Origin of the sequence: Okeania sp. SIO1H4, from assembly GCF_010672695.1 — a bacterium.
Classification (GTDB): domain Bacteria; phylum Cyanobacteriota; class Cyanobacteriia; order Cyanobacteriales; family Microcoleaceae; genus Okeania; species Okeania hirsuta.
The window spans coordinates 1-16,043 of sequence record NZ_JAAHGB010000051.1 but is presented as its reverse complement, the minus strand read 5'-3'; the positions used below and the strand labels follow the sequence as shown (position 1 = coordinate 16,043).

General features: G+C 33.9%; 17 protein-coding genes. 10 read left to right on the top strand and 7 right to left on the bottom strand.

Translation table 11 applies throughout. The features are described from left to right. Positions 1–24: 24 nt before the first annotated feature. The 3 genes from F6K06_RS24655 to F6K06_RS24645 all read right to left on the bottom strand — a co-directional run bounded on the left by F6K06_RS24655 (position 25) and on the right by F6K06_RS24645 (position 1,157). Positions 25–600 carry a Uma2 family endonuclease gene (locus F6K06_RS24655; protein ID WP_287243324.1) on the bottom strand — a complete coding sequence of 192 codons (576 nt, stop codon included), beginning with the start codon at positions 598–600 and terminating at the stop codon, positions 25–27. A 62-nt stretch (positions 601–662) separates the two neighbouring features. Next, positions 663–860: a hypothetical protein gene (locus F6K06_RS24650; protein WP_124145906.1), complete on the bottom strand. Its 198-nt coding sequence runs from the start codon at positions 858–860 to the stop codon at positions 663–665. Positions 861–902: 42 nt separating this feature from the next. Then, positions 903–1,157, bottom strand: coding sequence for a BrnT family toxin (locus F6K06_RS24645; RefSeq protein ID WP_205127441.1), 255 nt, complete (start codon positions 1,155–1,157; stop codon positions 903–905). A 372-nt stretch (positions 1,158–1,529) separates the two neighbouring features. Here F6K06_RS24645 and F6K06_RS24640 point away from each other — a divergent pair, with 372 nt between their 5' ends. The 4 genes from F6K06_RS24640 to F6K06_RS24625 all read left to right on the top strand — a co-directional run bounded on the left by F6K06_RS24640 (position 1,530) and on the right by F6K06_RS24625 (position 4,940). Next, positions 1,530–2,681, top strand: a complete 1,152-nt coding sequence (locus F6K06_RS24640; protein WP_287243322.1) for an ABC transporter substrate-binding protein — start codon at positions 1,530–1,532, stop codon at positions 2,679–2,681. Then, the gene (locus F6K06_RS24635; RefSeq protein ID WP_287308889.1) at positions 2,678–2,809 is read left to right on the top strand and encodes a hypothetical protein; all 132 of its coding nucleotides are present in this window, start codon (positions 2,678–2,680) and stop codon (positions 2,807–2,809) included. The genes F6K06_RS24640 and F6K06_RS24635 overlap by 4 nt, the downstream gene beginning before the upstream one ends. A gap of 246 nt (positions 2,810–3,055) precedes the next feature. After that, positions 3,056–3,940: a carbohydrate ABC transporter permease gene (locus F6K06_RS24630; protein ID WP_124145908.1), complete on the top strand. Its 885-nt coding sequence runs from the start codon at positions 3,056–3,058 to the stop codon at positions 3,938–3,940. Positions 3,941–4,085: 145 nt separating this feature from the next. Next, positions 4,086–4,940 carry a carbohydrate ABC transporter permease gene (locus F6K06_RS24625; protein ID WP_124145909.1) on the top strand — a complete coding sequence of 285 codons (855 nt, stop codon included), beginning with the start codon at positions 4,086–4,088 and terminating at the stop codon, positions 4,938–4,940. Positions 4,941–5,398: 458 nt separating this feature from the next. Here F6K06_RS24625 and F6K06_RS24620 read toward each other — a convergent pair whose 3' ends face one another. Both F6K06_RS24620 and F6K06_RS24615 read right to left on the bottom strand, forming a co-directional pair. Further along, on the bottom strand, positions 5,399–7,384 hold the full coding sequence (locus F6K06_RS24620) for an ABC transporter ATP-binding protein/permease (RefSeq protein WP_287243319.1): 1,986 nt from the start codon (positions 7,382–7,384) through the stop codon (positions 5,399–5,401). A gap of 1,083 nt (positions 7,385–8,467) precedes the next feature. Further along, positions 8,468–8,866, bottom strand: a complete 399-nt coding sequence (locus F6K06_RS24615; RefSeq protein ID WP_240039189.1) for a DUF1361 domain-containing protein — start codon at positions 8,864–8,866, stop codon at positions 8,468–8,470. Here F6K06_RS24615 and F6K06_RS24610 point away from each other — a divergent pair. Beyond that, on the top strand, positions 8,866–8,988 hold the full coding sequence (locus F6K06_RS24610) for a hypothetical protein (protein ID WP_275670463.1): 123 nt from the start codon (positions 8,866–8,868) through the stop codon (positions 8,986–8,988). The two genes, F6K06_RS24615 and F6K06_RS24610, sit on opposite strands and share 1 nt — an antisense overlap. Positions 8,989–9,015: 27 nt before the next feature. Here F6K06_RS24610 and F6K06_RS24605 read toward each other — a convergent pair whose 3' ends face one another. Then, positions 9,016–9,198 carry a hypothetical protein gene (locus tag F6K06_RS24605; RefSeq protein WP_124147518.1) on the bottom strand — a complete coding sequence of 61 codons (183 nt, stop codon included), beginning with the start codon at positions 9,196–9,198 and terminating at the stop codon, positions 9,016–9,018. 344 nt (positions 9,199–9,542) lie between these two features. Here F6K06_RS24605 and F6K06_RS24600 point away from each other — a divergent pair, with 344 nt between their 5' ends. Beyond that, entirely contained in the window at positions 9,543–10,940 is a 1,398-nt protein-coding gene (locus tag F6K06_RS24600; RefSeq protein WP_124147517.1) for a TldD/PmbA family protein, read from the top strand. 562 nt (positions 10,941–11,502) lie between these two features. Here F6K06_RS24600 and F6K06_RS24595 read toward each other — a convergent pair. Beyond that, on the bottom strand, positions 11,503–11,655 hold the full coding sequence (locus tag F6K06_RS24595) for a hypothetical protein (RefSeq protein ID WP_161564734.1): 153 nt from the start codon (positions 11,653–11,655) through the stop codon (positions 11,503–11,505). Between the two features lie 416 nt (positions 11,656–12,071). Here F6K06_RS24595 and F6K06_RS24590 point away from each other — a divergent pair, with 416 nt between their 5' ends. From F6K06_RS24590 to F6K06_RS24575, 4 genes are all read left to right on the top strand, one after another. Further along, a complete protein-coding gene (locus tag F6K06_RS24590) occupies positions 12,072–12,272 on the top strand; it encodes a hypothetical protein (RefSeq protein ID WP_287243317.1) in 201 nt (66 codons plus the stop codon). Positions 12,273–12,978: 706 nt separating this feature from the next. Continuing rightward, complete coding sequence (locus tag F6K06_RS24585; protein WP_124147515.1) at positions 12,979–13,479, top strand: AP2 domain-containing protein; 501 nt, start codon at positions 12,979–12,981, stop codon at positions 13,477–13,479. 23 nt (positions 13,480–13,502) lie between these two features. After that, complete coding sequence (locus F6K06_RS24580; protein WP_124147520.1) at positions 13,503–14,684, top strand: aldo/keto reductase; 1,182 nt, start codon at positions 13,503–13,505, stop codon at positions 14,682–14,684. Positions 14,685–15,076: 392 nt separating this feature from the next. Continuing rightward, entirely contained in the window at positions 15,077–15,724 is a 648-nt protein-coding gene (locus F6K06_RS24575; protein WP_124147514.1) for a tellurite resistance TerB family protein, read from the top strand. Positions 15,725–16,043: the final 319 nt, after the last annotated feature.

The following is a 16,043-nucleotide window of genomic DNA, read 5'->3' as shown; positions in this document are numbered from 1 at the left end:
ATGTGGTAGAATCAGAAAAAAAATCTACGGAGTTTCTCCAAAAGTTACATCTTCATACAAATTATCAATGCTAGTCCGAAAGTTAATACTTGCCAGGTGAATTTCACTGCCTTGAGTGTAAGTGCGCAATACCCAAAGACCTTCAGCGTTGCGACAGAAACATTCTAAACGCTGGCGTTTTTGGTTAATTAAAACGTATTCTTGCAAGGTTGGTAATTGCTGATAGTTGGCAAATTTATCACCGCGATCGAATGCTTCTGTGCTTTCCGATAAAACTTCCACTATTAAACAAGGATATTTTTTATGATTTGGCAAAGCTTTATCTCTGGTGTCGCAAGTTACCATCACATCAGGATAATAGAATGTATTGGTAGTTTCTATATGAGCTTTCATGTCTGACATATAGACACGACAACCACTACCTCGGAGATAATTTCTTAACAGTGCAAATAAGTTTCCAGCAATGGTGACATGGGCATCACTAGCACCTGCCATTGCATATACTTGTCCATCAATATATTCGTGTTTGACAGGATTGAGTTCTTCTTCTGTGAGATATTCTTCAGGAGGAATATAATTTGTGTTTTGGTTAGCAATCATGGTTTGAGAGATAGAAGTATTATATAGATGTCTGAACTTTGGGATGCTTTGGAAGAATGATTTTACTCGATAGTCATATTTTTAATATGATTTCTCAACCATTCATAGACTAAAATTTGTACGTCAATTTTTCTCTGTTCAGCAATTTTAGTGATAAATTGTTCGACATCTGGTTCGAGATAAATGGAGTAATGAAACTTAGCATCGGGATGGTAAAACTTGCCTTGTTCTGCTTGGGAAAAATCGTATTCTGATTTCATAATTGCCTCTTTTGATAAACTTGAGTTTCAGTTAAAGTAGCTTTACGAGCTGAAATAATCCGAATTTAGATAGGAGAATTTATTGATTTCTTTAAAGGTATGGATAACAACCCTTAAAATACCTGTTTCATCTAAGCCCATAGTAATCCATCTATCTTCATCTTGACTATGTTCTTCATCGTAGATTGTTAATTGATAAGGATCGCGGAAAACAGTTGATGCCAAACGAAAATTTAATTGATGTTTGCGAATATTTTGTTTTTCTTTGGCCGGATTCCAATCAAAGTTGTAATCCAAAGCAATGTATCATCGTAAATTAAGTACAAGTCTATTATAATAGAAAATCTTGCTTTATTTACTAATGTCATTTTCTAATAGCTTATAGTTAGATAAATATAGTCAAAATTTCTTTTTAGTCAACTCTTTTATTAAAAACTATCAGCCATTTTTCACTCTTTAATTTACCAAAATAATGAAACATACTAAATTTTTAAACCCTACTCTAGAAAAACTAAAACCCAAAGTTAATGGCTGGTTAAAATTCCTGATAATTAGACTAAAAAAAAATTCCAAATAACCATTTTAATTTTAGCAACTTTTCTGGGTATTTTATATAGCTCAATTTCACCTGCACTGACCCAGGAAAAACCTGTAACTATCCAAGTATTAATGTCAGCTATCACAGCTACTCAATTAGAACCAATTCAAATAGACTTTAACAAAAGTCACCCAAATATTAACTTAGAAATTGTCAAAGCTCCTAAGGATACTAATTTAGTAGAAGACCTTTATACATCCTCTTTTTTACTAGGAGATTCACCATATGATCTAGCTTATATGGATACAGTTTGGGTGCCAAAATTTGCTGCTGCTAACTGGTTACAAGACCTTTCTGAAAAAATTGATAAACAACAATTAGAAGAAACATATTTGTCAGGAGATATAGAAGGAGGAACTTACAAAAATAAACTTTATTGGATGCCATTAATCTCTAATGGAGGAATGCTTTATTATCGCACGGACTTATTAAAAAAAGGTGGATTTGAACCTCCTAATACCTTTGAGGAGCTAATCAAAATATCACAAGAATTACAACAGCAAGGATTAGTTGAATGGGGATACCTTTGGCAAGGTAAACAATATGAAGGTTTATCCGCAATGTTTATCGAAATTCTCAAAGGTTATGGAGGTTTTTGGGTAAATTCAGAAACAAATGAAGTAGGATTAGATCGACCAGAAGCGATAGAAGCAGTAGACTTTTTACGCACAACTATTACCGCAGGAATTTCTCCTCCTGGAGTAACAACTTATGCAGAAGAAGAAACTCGTCGTTTATTCCAAAGTGGTAAGACAGTTTTTCTACGCAATTGGCCTTATGTATATCCATTAGCATCAAAATCAGAAATAGCCGGAAATTTTGCTATTAAACCAATGGTTCATGCTTCAGGAAAAGAAAGTGGAGCTTGTTCAGGTGGATGGGGGTTAGGAATAGTTAAAAGTACAAAACATCCAGAGGAAGCATGGGAAGTTATTCAATACTTCAACAAACCAGAAGTTCAACGTAAGTTGATTTTAGAAACAGGTCTTGTTCCTGCCAGAAAATCACTTTTTAATGACAAGATTCTAGTAGCAGAATTTCCTTACTTACCAAACTTATTTCCAGTAGTTGAAAATTCTGTTTTACGTCCTCCCATTGCTCAATATGCTCAAGCTTCAGATATTTTACAACGTTATCTTAGCGCTGCCCTAACTGGTTCCCGTACTCCAGAATTAGCAATGAAAGGTGCCGCAGCAGAAACTCGTGCTTTGTTAGGAACTTGAAGAAGGAGATGGGCAGTGTGGGGAGGTGGGGACCCACCCCTAACCCCTCCCAGGAGGGGAATATTGAGAAAGATTTGGCAATGGCGCTCAGATGGAACATTTTTTTATACCGAATTAAGCAGATTTGATATTAAACCCATAACGGCAAAGATAATTATAATTTTGGAGCTATTTTTAGAATTAAAGATACTCCTATTTTGAACCTATATAACTAAAATGATACTTGAAGTTTGCTCTTTGTAGTGGGGAGGTAGGGAGTGGAAAGATGGTCATCAAATATAGCATTATTATTCAGAAATGGTATTAGCTGTGTAATCCAGTGACAAAAAGCTATTAGTTATTCCCAACTTATTGCTCAAAAACAGTATAAATTAATGACAATAAACACAATTGAAAAAAGAGAAAAATTAACAGGATGGCTCTTGATTTTACCAGCTATTCTAGTATTGCTATTCGTATTTGTTTATCCCATTGGTCGAGCTTTTTTGCTAAGTCTATTCACAGAAAATTTAGGTACTGAATTAAAACCTATTTTTTCCGGCTTAACAAACTACAGTCGAATGTTAAATGATGGTCGTTTTTGGCAAAGTTTATGGAACACCACAATATTTACAACCATCTCCATTTTTCTAGAATTAATATTAGGAATGAGTATCGCTCTTATCTTAGATAAATCATTCCGAGGACGAGGTTTTGTTCGTACTGTTAGTCTCATTCCTTGGTCATTACCAACCGCAGTTATGGGATTAGCTTGGGCATGGATTTTTAATGACCAATTTGGCATAGTTAATGACCTACTTTTCCGTTTAGGATTAATTCAAACTAATATTACTTGGTTAGGCGACCCATTCAGAGCAATGTTAGCAATGATTATTGCTGATGTTTGGAAAACAACGCCTTTTATAGCCATCATTTTATTAGCAGGATTACAATCTATTTCTTCTGATTTATACGAAGCTCATGCTATTGATGGTGCTAACTCTATTCAAAGTTTTCGACAAATTACAATCCCATTATTAATCCCACAAATAGTAATTGCTTTGTTATTCAGATTTGCTCAAGCATTTGGTACTTTTGACCTGGTACAAGTAATGACTGGAGGTGGACCTGCTGGAAAAACAGAAACTGTTTCTATCTATATATATGCCACTATTAGACGTTATTTAGACTTTGGTTATGGAGCTTCTTTAGTAGTAGTAACATTTCTACTATTAATTCTTGCCGTAGCGATCGCTAGTACCGCTACGCGGAAGTTATAGCACTACGCGCAATTCAAAAGTCAAAAGTCAAAAGTAATATCTGACTGAGTTTGAGAATTTATAAATGTCCTAACCTAAATTCGTAGTGCTATATATGATATTTGGATAATAAGTGATAAACAAGTTTTTGAATGAGGAATCAAAAATGTCTATATTAAAAAATCGATCATCAATCAAAACAGACAGAATAATTCTATGGGTAAGTGTGGTGTTAATTGTCATATTTTTCCTAGCTCCTGTTTTATGGCAATTACTAACTTCTTTCAAAACAAATGAGGCAATATCAGCAGTTCCTAATATCTATTTCCCCGCTCCCAACCAATTAACTTTTGACCACTATCTTAGTTTGGGTTTGGGTTTTCTCCGCTATGTTTTTAATAGTGCTTTTGTGTCTATTATTTCAACAGTTATTTGTCTAGGAATAGGAGCGCCTGCTGCTTATACTTTGGCACGGTTAAAACTCCCTGGAGAAAATATCATTATTGCCTGCGTTTTAATAGTCAGTCTGTTTCCCTATGTATTATTATTTTTGGGTCTGTTAGAAATTATTAAGTCTCTTGGTTTAGGTAATAACTATATCTCCCTAATTATTCCTTACACTGGGATAAATTTACCCCTGACAATTCTGGTCTTAAGAAGTTTTTTCCAACAGTTACCAAAAGATTTAGAAGACTCAGCCAAAATAGATGGTTACAACACAATTTCTATGTTGTGGAATATCGTCTTACCTCTAACAATTCCAGCATTAGTAACCACAGGAATTTTAACCTTTATTTTTGCCTGGAATGAGTTTATTTTTGCTCTGACTTTTATTACTCGTTCCGAAATGTACACTATTCCCGTTGCCGTTGCTCAGATAGGGGGTACTTCTGTATTTGAAATTCCCTACGGACCAATTGCTGCTGCAACAGTAATAGGCACATTTCCTTTGTTAATTTTGGTATTAATAGCTCAACGTCGAATTGTTCAAGGTATTACTGCAGGAGCTGTCAAAGGGTAGGTAGGGTTTGCTGAAAAAGTCTTATGGGTAAGGGTAGGAGACAGGATAAATGGGAATTATAGAGCAGGTAGGAGGAAGAATAATCAAGGGATTATTCTGCGCAACTATGCGCCTAAAATACTAATTTTTTGAACCATTTCACGGAAGTTAAAAGTTAAAAGTAATATTTTTAGGACTCAAAACTTTGACACGACAGTAATTTCAGGAAATTATTTCACCTCTAAAGGAGCGAAACTATTTGTAACATTCTTTTTTCACGCTTGGTATTAAGAAGTAAAAAAATTTGAAATCAGGAAAAAGTAGATATTTCCTAACTCTAGTTTTTTCCTGAATCCTGATTTTTAATCCTACATTTTGAAGTGCAGAATATAGTTTTTATACAAACGATATCAACAGTATTCATACCAAAGGTTAAAGATTTATTCCTTCTTCCTTCTTTCTTCTTCCTTCTTCCTTTATTAATTAAATGAACTAGCTTCTGCTTGATAATCTTCTGCTGATAATACTCGCCAATTAGCATCACCTGTTAATTCTAAAACTTGTTGATGATATTTCAACAAACTTAAACGATGTCCTACACTGACAAATGTTGTTTGAGTTGCTTGTAATTTTTCATAAAGTTCCGCTTCATTTTGTAGGTCTAAAGCGCTGGTAGCTTCATCTAAAATTGCATAATTGGGCTTAATTAATAATAGTCTTGCAAAGGCTAAACGTTGTTGCTCTCCCAAAGATAAAACATTTTCCCATGGTAACTCCACATCAAAACCATCTAATCTATCTGGTAAATCTTCTAAGTTAACCAATTTCAAAATTTTTCTTAATTCATACTCATCAAAATCTTGGTTAACTTGAGGGTATAACAACTGTTCTCGTAAACTTCCTAAAATCATATAAGGGCGCTGAGGTAGAAATAATATTTCCTCCAAATTCGGGCGTACTAAACGACCCGTACCCGATGTCCATAAACCTGCTATTCCTCTTAATAAAGAACTTTTACCTGCTCCACTTTTTCCGACAATTAATAATCCTTGACCTGACTTTACTGCTACTGATAAATTTTTCACCAGAGTCTTTTGACTTTCATTAATTTCTTCGTGATTTAAAGGAGTATTTAAAGTAATATTTTCTAACGCTAATCTAGAACTTTCTGTTACATCAATTTCTCTAGTTCCTACTTCTGATACTTTTCTAGTATCTTCTAATGTTTCTCTAAATTTATCCAAACGGTTAATACCAGCCGCAAAATTAGTTAAGTTGTCGATTTGACTAACTACTAAAGAAAAAGCTCCTAAAACCTGACTAAAGGCAAAACCTGCCTGACTAATATCTCCAAATTTAATCTCACCTGCAAAATAAATAGGAGCCATAATTAAAGAAGGCAAAATAATTACTGCATATCGATAACCTGTAGTAAAGTAATCTACATTTCTTTGCCACCCAATCAGCAAATTAAAATTATTAAAAACCTGAGTAAATCTTTGTCTAATTTGAGATAATTCTTGCTCTTCTCCTCGATAAAAAGCAATTGATTCGGCATGGTCGCGGATATGAACTAATCCATAACGAAAGTCTGCTTCTCGTTTGAGTTGGTAGAAATTTAAAGGAATTAATTTTCTGCCAAAAATTACTGCTACTAATGTTCCTGCCACAGCATAAATAATAAGAAATATTGAGAGTGGTATTGATATTGACCACAGAATTCCTGTGAAGGAAATAACGTCAATTATTGAGTTGAGAATTGTGAGGAGAAAAAATAAACTTTGGTTAGTGAAAGATTTAATATCCTCTGCAATTCTTTGGTCTGGATTATCAATTTTCCCCTTTGAATCTATTTCATAATATGACCTATTTTCTAAGTAGTTATTTAGAAACTTATTTGTCATCCACTCTCGCCAGTAAAGTCCTAGTTTTTGCCTTGTATACGTGTAAATAACAACTATAGGAGTACCAACAATAAAAACCCCAGCATAAACATATAAGAACCGCCAAAATGTAGGTTGGTCTTTTTCAGATAATGCAGTTGTAAAAAAGTTGCCTACATAGCTAATAATTACATTTAAACCACTAACTGACAGAGATAATAATAGTAACAAACTTAACAATGCCCAAGGCTGCCAACGTGGGATAAGCTGTTTTTTATAGTACCAAAAACCAATGGCAGGAACGACAACCATTAAAGCAATAACAAATATCCAGTGCGAATTAATAATATTGTGAATTGTATTGACTAAACCAGGAGCAATACTATTAAATGACTCACCAAATATAGCTTCATTAACCAAGCAAATCAAACTAACAACTAAAAAAACAGCAGCAAATAAAAACATTAAAAGCAGAAATAATAATCCTAAAAAGACTTTGTTTCCCCCCGGTTCTAGTGGATAAAAATACGGTTGAGCAATCTGCAAAAAACTATTCCAAAGTTTATTGTTAAATTTATTCATGTTTGATTTTCTAACAGTTAATTAATATAGATTATAACCTATAATTTTTCATCTGTAAATACATGGTGATATATATAAAAAATCAAAAAAAACAGGGTGATAAAGGATTTAAACCATGCCCATATATTGCTAATTAAAGCTACTTATATTTCCCAAATAAGTAATGAAATTTCCTAAAAGTTAATAGTTTTTTTAACCAAAAAATAAGGTCTCAAGCCTCTCCTTTCAAGGGGATGAAAAAGCGGTCGTTAGCGCAGCTTCCCGTAGGGTGGGATGGCGAGGAAACCTGCCCCATATCCAATCGACCAAGAGAAAATAAAGTTCAATATTTCCAGCCTCTGACTTTCCTGCGGAATGCTGCACAAACAGGTAGAGCTACTGATAACTGATAACTGAAATGACTTGCTTCAATTTTGAATAAAAATCAAATGTTAACTACATAAACTTTAGTCTTTCCTAGATATTTCTTCCCTATATTTTTGGTTTATATAGCAATCCTAAATAGGTTGCGGGTAATCAAAAAGTAAATAAAAAAACTGAAACTCTTACCAGTTAAGTGTTCCCAGTTAAGTGTTCCCTAAAAAGCAGTAAGATTTTTGACACGAATAAAATAGGATTGCTATAGCAGTTTTCATTAACATAAAATACAGAGATTTTTACTTAAAGGCAGAAGGCAGAAGCTTTGCAGTCAACATGAGTGAAAACCGCTGTGACTTCAAAAAAAATGCAATTAAATTAGAAGAAGGTTTGAATCTTACTCTAAATTGACCCTCTTCATTATTTTAATTTTCTAGCACAATAAATAGTAAATTAAATAGTCAATTTAAAGACTGAAATACCTGACTAAAATTTTGGTGAAGCTCTAGAATTTTTTTTCCTCTGCTTGATTTATTTGATATTGTTGCAGTATAGCTAAAGTTACTAATTTCATTAGCCAATACAAACTAAAAATAACTATAAAAGTAATTAATATTACTAAAATAGGACGGGTGCATCTCATATTTGCAAAAATACTTTTTTCCTATATATCCCCTGTTGCCAGATGAGCTGTTGCCTAAAAGCGATAAATTTTTGGCTTTATTCTTACATTGAGATGCACCCAATAAGACCTTGACCAAACATATCGCTATAAACACTTTTTATCAAAGTATTAGGATTAGTAACTATATCCCAACTATTAAAACGTTTGAACCTTCCCAGATAAATACCAATAGCAGAAAGACAATGAATAATTAACTCTATTCCCAGAATAAAATTACTCCAACTTTGTCGCTGTAAATAGTAGCCCAAATTAATTAAAGAAAGAACATAAGCTTCAAACCCAATAAACATAAATAACAAATATTGGGGAACTACTGCTAAAGTCAAAACCCATACAGAATTACTTTGACGAATATCTTGATCGAGATGAATAATATCAGTTAATACATAAGGAGCATTAGGTAAAAAAGCGATAAAAATTAATAAACAAAACCACCACATTGAAGAAGGAGACAGGAGACAGGAGACAGGAGACAGGAGGAAAATTACATGGGGATTCGCTCCCCCAAGTAATGCGTGAACACCGTGTAGAGGGTGGGGTATTAAACCCACAAAGAAAATGATAAAGAAGAATGCTGGGGACGACGTAATCAACATATATCTAAAATTATTAATACTAAAGTAATAGCGATCGCCACTTCAATGTTCAATTTACTGCCATAGGCCACAACTCTATTTATATTTGGCAATAAACTAGCACCCAATAGTAATAAAACTCCCCATCGTATAAAAATGGAGCGAGGTTTGGAAAACAACCAAAAACTCATGGCCACAGTAAATCAAGCTAAAAATAGATTCCAAGACATGAATCTGCTATTACCTTCTAGAAATTGCCAAGCTGTGTTTATTACATTGATTATTTCAGCTTTCATTCATAACTCAAAAATGTATGTACAAGCATTCTACAATCCTAACTAAGATGAAATTAAGATTTTCAGGTATTCTCTAATTAGGTTCCACTGGTGTTTCATACAAACATTTATTATTATAAATAATATCCGAACGAGCTACTATAAGCCAGCAGTAACATTTTCAAGTAAGAAAGTGAATAATAACTACAAACTTTCATCAAATTTATTTGATTCAAGAACAAATAATATCAGCATAAAAATAGATAATGACTACAAAACTCACAAAAAATAATTCTCTTCTAGAGCAATTACAAAATAAAATTTATAATTACAGTAATCATGTCGATTATCTAGAAATTCGCCTAGAACAAAGTGAATCAACTACTATTTCATTTTCTGCCCTACAATTAAATACAATTAACTCTCATTTTTCCCTTGCCGGAAGTATTCGTACTTGCCACAAAGGAGGATGGAGTTTCGTTACTTTCAACAATATTTCAGAACTATCAAATAGAATCGAAGAAGCAATTTCTCACGCTTATTTAATAGGAAAAGAAAATACTCAGCTAGCTCCCATTGAACCTATTCAAGATTATGTAGTAGTCAAATTTGGCCGCGACCCCCGTGACATATCTTTAGAAGAAAAGCGACAATTAATTGAAACCTACAATCAATTATTGCTACACTTCGATCCTCGAATTCAGACCACAAATGTCAGTTATCGCGATCGCTTTGCTATTACTTATTTTGTCAATTCTATCGGAAGTTGCATAGCACAAGAACGCCTAGATGTCAATAGCAAATTCAGAGCCATTGCTTGTGGAGTAGGCAGTTTAGTTAAACAGGGCATCAAATATATCAGTTCTCGTACAGATTATCACACTCTCTGCGACATTGATAACCAAGTTATCGGGGCAGCAGAACAGGCCATCCGTCAACTAGAGGCAAAACCCGTTAAAGGTGGACAATATACTGTATTGTTAGACCCTTATATGGCAGGTGTATTTATTCACGAAGCTTTTGGTCATCTTTCTGAGGCAGACTCTATTTATGAGAACCCCCAGATGAAAGAGTTACTAAAATTAGGTAAACCAATAGGTATAGAAAAGTTGAATGTAATAGATGATGCTACTATTGATGGTTTGAGTGGTTCTATAAAATATGACGATGAAGGTGTTCCTGGACAGCGCAAATATTTAATCAAAAATGGAGTATTAACAACTCGTCTGCATAATCGAGAAACTTCTGGAAAAATGAGAGAAACACCTACAGGAAATGCTAGAGCTATAAATGCAATGTATCCACCTATTGTCAGGATGACTAATACAGCGATTGAAACAGGCGATCGCCCTGTTGAGGAAATGATTAAAGATATCGATCGAGGGGTTTATGCCATAGGAAGTCTAGGTGGCCAAACTAATGGAGAAATGTTTACATTTGCTGCGGCAGAAGGTTATATGATTCGTAATGGAAAAATTGCTGAAGCTGTCAGTAATATTACTTTGACAGGGAATGTATTTCAAACTCTCAAAGATATTGAAGCGATCGGTAATGATTCTACTTACAATAGTGGTAGTTGTGGTAAAGCAGGTCAAGCACCTTTGCCTGTAAGTATTGGCAGTCCCCACTTGATGATTAAAAATGTAGTAGTTGGAGGACATTGAGCAGAACAAAAGTGTTTATTAGATATCTCCGGAAGTTATATGTGGATAGCATTTTGGCGTTGCATAAATGCAGGATGATTTTAATAGTTTTGTGGAATAGGTATCTTGCCCATTTCTTATATTTTCGGGCCGGCCGGATGTCCACCTACTTATATTCATCCCATCCCTCAGCAATGCCTCATTTTTTGTGTTTTTATCTCATAAAGTTTCTTTCCCTTTGCCTTCTGGAGCAGATGAGCTATTGCCTACTTCTACAAAAAGTCTATTTTTTTTAGCCAGATGTTTATTGAGAGTAGAGTACAGATAGTTCATAAAAATATAGTCAAATATGACATATCCTTCTTGGAAAAGACTTGTAATTTCTAAGTTTCAGACCTATTCTCTAGAGAGCGATCATGTCAGCGGAACGGAGTTCTATCGCTACTTTATTTCCTAATATAAAATATAAAATATGTCCAACCTGTAACAGATGTAAATATCGCCCTCTCCGAAAGTGACAAAACAGAGATAAAAGCAAAAAGCAGAAGTTATGTACTTCACTGAATCAAAAAACTGTTTAGCTTTATACAGCAGGAATAAATTCATCTTTAATGTACCGCAATACAAAATCAATTGTTTCTTGCCTCACCCATCCTTTTTGTACTGCGACCTCTCCAAAACGTAAATTTGTTTGACTCTGTTCTACCAAGATAGAATATATTTGTTTCTCATTCAATAATTTTGCTAATTTCAGATACTCACCAACTGTTTTTTTATGATTATCCGTAATTAGTTGAGCAAATATGTATACGAATAAATCTACAGTTTATTGATTAGTTATTCTCCACATTACAGCAATTTATCCAAATCTTAGGTGATAGTTACTACGTTGATATTGCAAAATTTATTATACTTGGTTTCCTGTGATTAAACCTGCTTGTTGTAATAACTTTCCTATGAGTTTTGAAAGTTCTTGTTTTTGAGAATATTTATTTGCATTATGCTATTCCATATAACTTTATGAAATGATTTTTTTCAAATTAATAACTTTTTATTCTTACCTAAGTAGAGCAGGCTAGAAAAAAGACGTTGCATTTTTAATCAAAAAAACCCTAAAGGCAATCAATATAAACTTTTGAGCTAATTTACAATTTGATACATAGCGCCCAAAATTTACCATGTTCTACATTTATAATAAATCTATTTTTTTTTAAAAAAAAATTTATAAATCAAAAACTTCAGGAAAAAGGGGTTATAGATGCTTTAATTACTCTAGAAGAAGGAGACAGGAGACAGGAGACAGGAGACAGGAGGAAAATTACATGGGGATTCGCTCCCCCAAGTAATGTGTGAACACCCCCGTTGACGGTGGGGTATTAAACCCACAAAGAAAATGATAAAGTAATAGACTTAACCATGCTTCATCCTCCTTATCTGTGCTATAGTATCTGAAGAATAATTTATACAACCTAATCGACAGTAGCCAACTTTAAACTCCTATTGATTGAACATCAATCTAGAAAGGCTATAGAGACTATCAATAGAAGTTAGGATATTTCTACTTTCGTGAAATATCATTCTATGACTCCGCTAATTTACTTAATTTATTTCTAGAAAGTGGCAAAAAATTTAAGGTGGGATTATCATTGATTTTATAGATGAAGTCTTAATTAGTAGCAAAAACTTATAGACAGGTTAAAAGTAGCTATAATTCGGGGGGTGATAAACAAAGAAAATCAAACTACACCTACTAAAGAATAAATACAATAAAGATTCACTAAACAAAAAAATTGACCATAAGAGTCATAACTTAAACTTATCAACTTATAGACATAGACAATGAAAAAAATAAATCAATTTGTGTTGATCTATTAATGACAAATGGGGTGCAGTCAGACAAAATAATCTAGCTGTAGCTAGAGAGATAAAAAGTTAAATAAAATGTTCTAAAAAACATACATACTCCGTACTGGCCTCAAATGTTTTGTATTCTACTCTCTTAATTCAGATAAACAAGGGAGAATAATAACTTTATTAATTTAATGAGAAGGCCGAAAAAATGTCAAAAGAAATCTTGATTACCAGAGGACAGGTAGTAATAGTTGATGAACAAGACTATGAGGAATTATCAAAACATAAATGGTATTTGATAGATGGTTTTGCTGCCAGAACAATCAAGAAAGATGGCAAAAGAACCACAGTTTATATGCACAGAGTGATTATGGACGCTCCTATGGGTGTATCTGTTTATCATATTAATCACAACAAACTAGATAATCGACGAGAGAATTTACGCCTAGTCAAAGGAAGTGCGCGAATGCACAGGAGACCTAGCGTCAAACATTCATCTAAATATCGGGGAGTGTACTGGTGTAAAGATAAACGAAAATGGATTGCTGAAATCAAAGTGTACAAAAAACAAATACGTTTAGGTCGCTTTGATGTAGAAAAAGATGCGGCTGTTGCTTATGACGAAGCAGCAAGAAAATATTACGGGTCCCTAGCCAGAACTAATTTTACCATGAATAATATAGAAGTAGTAGAAGATCCCTCAATGTAACTTCAGAAAGATTATTAATAATGATGCAGTATCGACGCTTTGGGCGAACAGAATTACCAATGCCAGTATTTTCCTGCGGTGGAATGAGGTATCAATATAAATGGCAAGATGTGCCAAAAAATCAAATCCCACCAAATAATCAACAAAACTTAGAAAATACAATTCGTCGCTCCCTAGAATGCGGAATTAACCACATAGAAACCGCTCGTGGTTATGGTACATCCGAGATGCAGCTTGGAGAAATTTTACCCAAGCTACCACGGGAAAAACTGATTGTCCAGACAAAAGTTAGCCCAAGCGCCGATCCTCAAGAATTCCAAAGTAAGTTACAGCAGTCGCTCCAATTTTTGCAACTAGAATATATTGATTTGCTAGGCATACATGGGATTAATACATTAGAACTACTCCATTACTCAATTAGGCCAGGAGGTTGTCTGGATGTGGCGAGAAAATTACAAATACAGGGCAAAGTCAGATTTATTGGTTTTTCTACTCACGGGCCGACTGATGTCATAGTTAAAACTATAGAAACAAATGAATTTGACTATGTTAACTTACACTGGTACTACATTAATCAAAATAATTGGCCAGCAATAGAGGCTGCTAATCGCTTTGATATGGGAGTATTTATTATTAGCCCCTCTAATAAAGGAGGTAAACTGTATCAACCACCACAGAAATTAGTAGATTTATGCTATCCACTCAGCCCGATGGTATTTAACGATCTATTTTGTTTGAGTCATCCTCAAGTGCATACATTGAGTGTGGGTGCATCACAACCAACAGATTTTGACGAACATCTCAAAACAATTGAATTGTTAGATCGAGCTGATGAGATATTACCATCAATATTGGCAAGACTAGAGCAAGAAGCGATCGCTCAACTAGGAGAAAATTGGTTCAAAACCTGGGACATTGGTTTGCCCTCTCTAGAAGAGACTCCTGGAAATATCAATATCCCTGTGATTTTATGGTTAAGAAATCTAGCGATCGCCTACGATATGGTCGAATACAGTAAAATGCGCTATAACTTATTGGGTAATGGTAGCCACTGGTTTCCTGGTGCAAATGCTGAAGAATTAGAAAAATATGACCTGAGCAAATGCCTGGCCAATAGTCCCCATGCCGAAAAAATTCCGGATATTCTTCAAGATGCTCATAAACTATTAGGAGGAAATCCAGTGGAACGTTTGTCTAAAAGTTAATTTATTTATTTTATTTATCAAAATAATTGGGTCTAAAACCCCGCCTTGATTGGCGAAATGTTTTTGGAGGGTTGGTCAAAATACCCGTTACAAAAACAACTTCTGGCTTAGTTAGAGAAGGTTATTCTAGGTTGCGGATAAAAATATTTTGGAATTAACACTGGAGTAGGGAAAAGTACTAATAGTTTTAGACTTTATTAGACATCTCCAAAAAGAAAAAATAAAATCAATTTTTATTCATAAATTATCAATTTCCCTCTATTTTGCCTGTTCCCTGTTCTCTCTTTTGGAGGAGATGTCTATTATTTATCTATAACTTTAATTCTTTGACAAATCCTGTACTGATTCCTATATTTATATATAATTAAAATTTTATAGTCTCAAGAAAATCTATGTCGTATGAACATATTTTTAATAGTCAAGTAAAATGTTCGGAGGAATTAACCTCTAATGAAGCCATCTTTGCTATTGGTTTAATGGTCATGGCAGTTGATGGTGATATTGATATGAATGAAGTAGAAATTTTAGAGGGTTTTTTACTAAAAAAAGGGTTTAACGCTAAAGAAGTTGATGCAGCTAGAGAAAAAGTTTTAAGAATTATTAGTACAGAAAATAACGAAGCATTATTTTCGGCAGCAAAACAAGCACTTCAAGATGAAAAAGAAATAGAAAATGCTTTTGATTTAGCAGTAAAAATCGCAATAGCAGATGAGAAAGTAACAGAAGAAGAAAATAGTTTTGTGCTGGAGTTAGCTAGTACTCTAAAAATTGGTCAGCAAAAGGTGAATAAAATAGTTGCAGATGCAACAAAGTATTATCGTAATTCTGAAAAATTAATTGAAAAAATAGAGGAAATTTTATCAGAATTACCTATAGGATCTAAATACGAAGGCTATATTAATTCAACTACAGGTTTAAGATCGCTAAATATAAAAATCCGCACCCCAGATAACGAGTTAGTCATACTTAATATTGATGAAACTCGAGATGAAGCTCAAATAGAAATGGAATTGGAAGAAGCTCCACCTTGGATGCTCTAAATGCGGACATGATATTATTCCCTCTTCATTAATTGCGAGCAAGATGCTCGCACTATTTATTATGCTGATGCTACTGAACTTGAAATAACATTAGACTTGTCGCGAAATAAAACCTTAAAGTGAAATGGGAAAATTCTGGTTTTCACTGATTAAATTATCCTGCCATTAAGTAGAAATTCCAGAGTCCAGCCGCAGTGAACATGAAGCGATCGTCGCGCATCTTTAATGTGATTTCGATACAATCCTCTCCCTGCATTATATCTCTTCACGCCAGATATTGTATGTTCACATTTGACGCTAACGCTACTTTTCTCTCTAT

What these genes read in the sequence shown, in the direction of transcription:
- F6K06_RS24655 (WP_287243324.1), bottom strand. Translation starts at nt 600, where the DNA reads ATGATTGCTAACCAAAACACAAATTATATTCCTCCTGAAGAATATCTC.
- F6K06_RS24650 (WP_124145906.1), bottom strand. Translation starts at nt 860, where the DNA reads ATGAAATCAGAATACGATTTTTCCCAAGCAGAACAAGGCAAGTTTTAC.
- F6K06_RS24640 (WP_287243322.1), top strand. Translation starts at nt 1,530, where the DNA reads ATGTCAGCTATCACAGCTACTCAATTAGAACCAATTCAAATAGACTTT.
- F6K06_RS24630 (WP_124145908.1), top strand. Translation starts at nt 3,056, where the DNA reads ATGACAATAAACACAATTGAAAAAAGAGAAAAATTAACAGGATGGCTC.
- F6K06_RS24625 (WP_124145909.1), top strand. Translation starts at nt 4,086, where the DNA reads ATGTCTATATTAAAAAATCGATCATCAATCAAAACAGACAGAATAATT.
- F6K06_RS24620 (WP_287243319.1), bottom strand. Translation starts at nt 7,384, where the DNA reads ATGAATAAATTTAACAATAAACTTTGGAATAGTTTTTTGCAGATTGCT.
- F6K06_RS24615 (WP_240039189.1), bottom strand. Translation starts at nt 8,866, where the DNA reads ATGTGGTGGTTTTGTTTATTAATTTTTATCGCTTTTTTACCTAATGCT.
- F6K06_RS24600 (WP_124147517.1), top strand. Translation starts at nt 9,543, where the DNA reads ATGACTACAAAACTCACAAAAAATAATTCTCTTCTAGAGCAATTACAA.
- F6K06_RS24585 (WP_124147515.1), top strand. Translation starts at nt 12,979, where the DNA reads ATGTCAAAAGAAATCTTGATTACCAGAGGACAGGTAGTAATAGTTGAT.
- F6K06_RS24580 (WP_124147520.1), top strand. Translation starts at nt 13,503, where the DNA reads ATGCAGTATCGACGCTTTGGGCGAACAGAATTACCAATGCCAGTATTT.
- F6K06_RS24575 (WP_124147514.1), top strand. Translation starts at nt 15,077, where the DNA reads ATGTCGTATGAACATATTTTTAATAGTCAAGTAAAATGTTCGGAGGAA.